This window comes from Ekhidna sp. (assembly GCF_040220215.1).
GTDB lineage: Bacteria > Bacteroidota > Bacteroidia > Cytophagales > Cyclobacteriaceae > Ekhidna.
This window is the reverse complement of the sequence record NZ_JAVJTR010000026.1, coordinates 1-3,145: the sequence shown is the minus strand read 5'-3', so window position 1 is coordinate 3,145 and position 3,145 is coordinate 1. Positions and strand designations below refer to the sequence as shown.

The following is a 3,145-nucleotide window of genomic DNA, read 5'->3' as shown; positions in this document are numbered from 1 at the left end:
CACAGTCAAACTTTCAACAGCAGAACCAACGGCAAGCTGAGCTTCCGTGTAGCTGCCTTCCGGCATTTCCACGCCTTCATACACCTCTGCAAAAACAGAAATCAATGGTTGGTCAGATTCAACCTCTTTACCCACGGAAATAATCTTACCTCCTCTATCCTTTAGACTTGACCAAGCTCCCGGTTTGGGCTGATACCATAAGTTTTGAATGTTCTGCAGATCAGCACTGTACTTCGGGCTAACCCGTACTTCCAGCAAACTACTCTTATGGCTTGTCACAGTCACCAAAGCATCGCCCTGGTTTGCAAATCCACCGTTTACTGCCTGAATAGATTTGATGTATCCATTCATTGGAGCAGTGACTTGTTTGCCTCCTGCACTGTACCCACTGCTCAGCGTCTCGTAGTTGGTTTTTGCCACCTGGTATTTCTGCTCTACTTGCTCAAACTCAGCTTTAGGAACGATTTTGGAATTGTACAATTCCTTTTTCCGTTCGTATTCCGATCTGGCTTGCTCGAATTCAGCTTTTGCCTTTTGGATCTCTGCGCTCAGGTTATTAGAAGTAAGTCCTGCACTGCTAATGGTCATCAAAACCTGACCTTTTCTTACAGCGCTTCCTTCCGTCAATATTCCAGAACTAAAGCTCACTCGTCCATTGGCTGGAGCCACTAGCGTCTGATAATTCGAGGGTGCTACTTTCCAAACACCTGAAGTGGGAATGGTTTGAAAGACTTGCTTCTTCAAAACTGGAGCTGTTTGAAACTCCATTTTCCAGGCCTGTTCCTTCAAAAAAGTAATGGCATTACCCTCTTCTTCACTACCCATTTGGGCAATGGCTTCTTCCTCTGAAGCATACACAGGAATATTATCCATTACGATCTTATCCGAAAACGCAGGCGTCTTGATTTCAAAAATCAACTGATAGGTTCCCGCTTCCTTCGGTTGTAGTGAGGGTGTGAATATTCCGGGTGAAGAAGGTGCATCAACCTTGTGTCGGATGCCCTTTCCACCTTTTATCAAACTCACCGTTACACTGCCTTCCAAAACAGGCTGATGCTTTTCCAACACCGTAAAGTGTGCTGCAAAACGACTGTTATTTCCAACAATCAATGCCGGGTATTCAACAAACAACTCCGTCTTATCCGTCCAGATAGTTGCGACCACCGAAGGCACTTCATCACCTTCCGTGATGTGGCTACCATCCGGGGCATGTGCATGCCCTTCTTCCTCCACAGGTTGACAGGAAATAAGAGTCACCGCCAACAGGATGATGGAGTATCGAACGCTTTTATATAAATATCTCATTGCTTCAGTCCGAGTATTTTGTAATTGCCATTCGATTTCAAAGTGACCTTAACATCTGCATCACTGCTGTTTTTCCAGTACCAGCCATGAGAGCCTTCAAATGGCACAGTTAGGATTCCCTTCATTTTGTCCGAAGTAGCTACAACAAAGCTTTCGAAGTACTTCGCTTGCTCGTAATCCAATGGCTCACCGTGAAGATCAAAATACAATGGAGATTCAGAAGTCCATTCGTAGGTAAGCTTCTCATATTGCTTTAGATGAAACTTGTACTCAACTCCCTTTTTAGCTGGCACAGTAATAGTAACCTCATTCTCTTGCTGCTTCGTCTCTACCGTGGATTCTGTTTCAGTACTTTCATCTGCAGTCTCTGTCGTTTCCTCCTCGTTCACTTTGAACTCTTCTTGCTCCTTATGATCAGCTTCATGATCATGGGTGTGTTCGCCTTCTCCAGTTCCGTGCGAGTGGCCATGATCACTTTTTGTACCACATGCTGCTGAGAATAGAATAAGGGTTGCGATAAGAATATTTGAAATTTTCATAATTCGATGTTTTAAGATTTTATAATTGATGTTTTAAAAGTTGTGTTTGCAATACATAGAGTTGGTATTGCATGTCCAGCATCGTATCATATGCCTGTCGATAAAACTTTAGCTCCATGTAGTATTCCAGGAAGGATAATTCACCTAGTTGATAGGCCTGCAGTAATAAGTCATCACTGTTTAAGCCCGATAATGTTGCTTCATATTCCTGAAACTTGGAAAGCATAATCTCAAAGTCATTGTATTGCTTTTCAAATGCCGAATAGGCTTGCAATGACAATGAGGTATTGATCGACTGTTGAAAGTCGACTTGAGATTGAGCGGCTTTTACCTTGTTTCGATTACTCCATAATGGAATACTAATGCCGGCATACATACCGGAAAACCGCTCACCTGCTACACCCTGACTATTGAAGCCAGCTGTCAAATTTGGGAGCGTCCTGTTTTTAGCCAACCTTAATGACTGCTGAGCAATCTCCTCCTGTTGCTTGAGTTTTACCAGCTCAGGATCTTGCACTTGCTTTTCCTGCCAAACACTTTCCTTGTCAGCCAAATTCAGGGATAAAGCATATTCATCGGATGAAAAACGTATCTCTGCTCCTCCATTAAGATTCTTAAGGAGTAACATCGTGTTTCTCTGATCGCTTTCAATCTGCTGGATTTTGAACTGCTCCTGCATCCAGGCCACCTTCGCTTTATTCAATTCCAGGATACCCACCTGTTCTTTTTCGTAAAGCTCTTGTACCTGCTCAAACACCTCTTTTGCCTGCTCGACTCTAAGTGTTTCGGTAGTAAGGCGTTTGTTCAGGTAGATCAGATTCAGGCAGTATTCTTTGGCTTGCGCCAATATTTCCTGTCGTCTGGCCTGATAGTCAAGCTGCAACTGATCGGTTTGTTTGTCAATGAGATTCCTTCGGGTGCTATAGACCGTTGGGAACTCAAAAGACTGGCTCACCTGGTACTCCGTATAATCTCCCGCACTATGCTCCCCAAAAGGTAGATAGTATGCTCCCAGTTGAGGGTCTGGTAGATTATTTCCGGATTTCAGTTCAAGAGCTCTACTCTCAGCATATTGACTGAGGGCTTTCAGCTCCTGGTTGTTTTGTTCTACTTCTCTGAGAATGCTTTCTATTGAAGACGATTGGGCAATCAAGCCAAAGGACAAGAAGCATCCGCAAAGAGCGAACACGATTTTTTTATACATGTAAATTGATTTTAGGATTAATCAAATAGTGTTGAGCATAACCTAATATGCTCGGTAAGCGGGATTCTTCCTGCTTGAAATGATTATCCTAAAGATG

3 protein-coding genes are annotated in these 3,145 nt (G+C 43.4%); all 3 read right to left on the bottom strand.

Annotated elements, in window-relative coordinates; translation table 11 throughout:
* The coding region (locus RIC88_RS19045; protein ID WP_350219169.1) for an efflux RND transporter periplasmic adaptor subunit at positions 1-1,305 on the bottom strand (1,305 nt) is incomplete at its 3' end.
* Positions 1,302-1,844 carry a hypothetical protein gene (locus RIC88_RS19040; protein ID WP_350219168.1) on the bottom strand — a complete coding sequence of 181 codons (543 nt, stop codon included), beginning with the start codon at positions 1,842-1,844 and terminating at the stop codon, positions 1,302-1,304. The genes RIC88_RS19040 and RIC88_RS19045, both read right to left, overlap by 4 nt.
* Positions 1,845-1,863: 19 nt before the next feature.
* A complete protein-coding gene (locus RIC88_RS19035) occupies positions 1,864-3,048 on the bottom strand; it encodes a TolC family protein (protein WP_350219167.1) in 1,185 nt (394 codons plus the stop codon).
* Positions 3,049-3,145 lie beyond the last annotated feature (97 nt).